This window comes from Aliivibrio sp. 1S175, assembly GCF_001690985.1.
Taxonomy (GTDB): Bacteria; Pseudomonadota; Gammaproteobacteria; order Enterobacterales; family Vibrionaceae; genus Aliivibrio.
Genome location: NZ_MAJS01000017.1, coordinates 1 through 537, shown reverse-complemented (window position 1 = coordinate 537; position 537 = coordinate 1). Strand labels below are relative to the sequence as shown.

General features: G+C 38.5%; 1 protein-coding gene. It reads left to right on the top strand.

Annotation, left to right across the window (positions count from 1 at the left end; genetic code table 11):
- Positions 1-74: 74 nt before the first annotated feature.
- Positions 75-537: ASCH domain-containing protein (locus A6E06_RS08285; protein ID WP_065640689.1), on the top strand; the 463-nt coding region annotated here is incomplete at its 3' end.

The window sequence follows — 537 nt, the reverse complement described above, 5'->3', positions numbered from 1 at the left end:
AAATTCAGCTAGGTCTGCATAGTAGCAAACGTGTTATGCAGGCGTTATATTGCGAAAATAGTTAAGAGGATTTCATGGAAGAACAGTCTCAAATCTACTTGAATAAGTATCTCAGTTCACTTTCTGAAACTGAGCGTAAAAAGTATCAATCATTCGGCTCAGACTATTTCTGTGCTGATGAGCATAATGCCAATTTATGTGCTGAATTAATCCGAATTGGTCAAAAGACAGCGACTTGTAGCTTAAATGTTTGGTACGAATCTGGTGAAGAACCAATGCCAACCGTTGGTCATTTACAAGTGATTATTGATTGGAACGGAAAGCCAATTTGTATCATTGAAATTGATTTAGTTGAAACGTGTAAATATAACGAAGTTACGGCTGAGTTTGCTCATGCAGAAGGCGAGGGCGACCGTTCATTAACATGGTGGCGTGAAGCTCATTGGCGTTTCTTTGCTGCTGAATGTTCAGAGTTAAATATTAAGCCTAGTGAGGACATGGTTCTTGTATTGGAACGATTTCATGTCGTTTATCAAT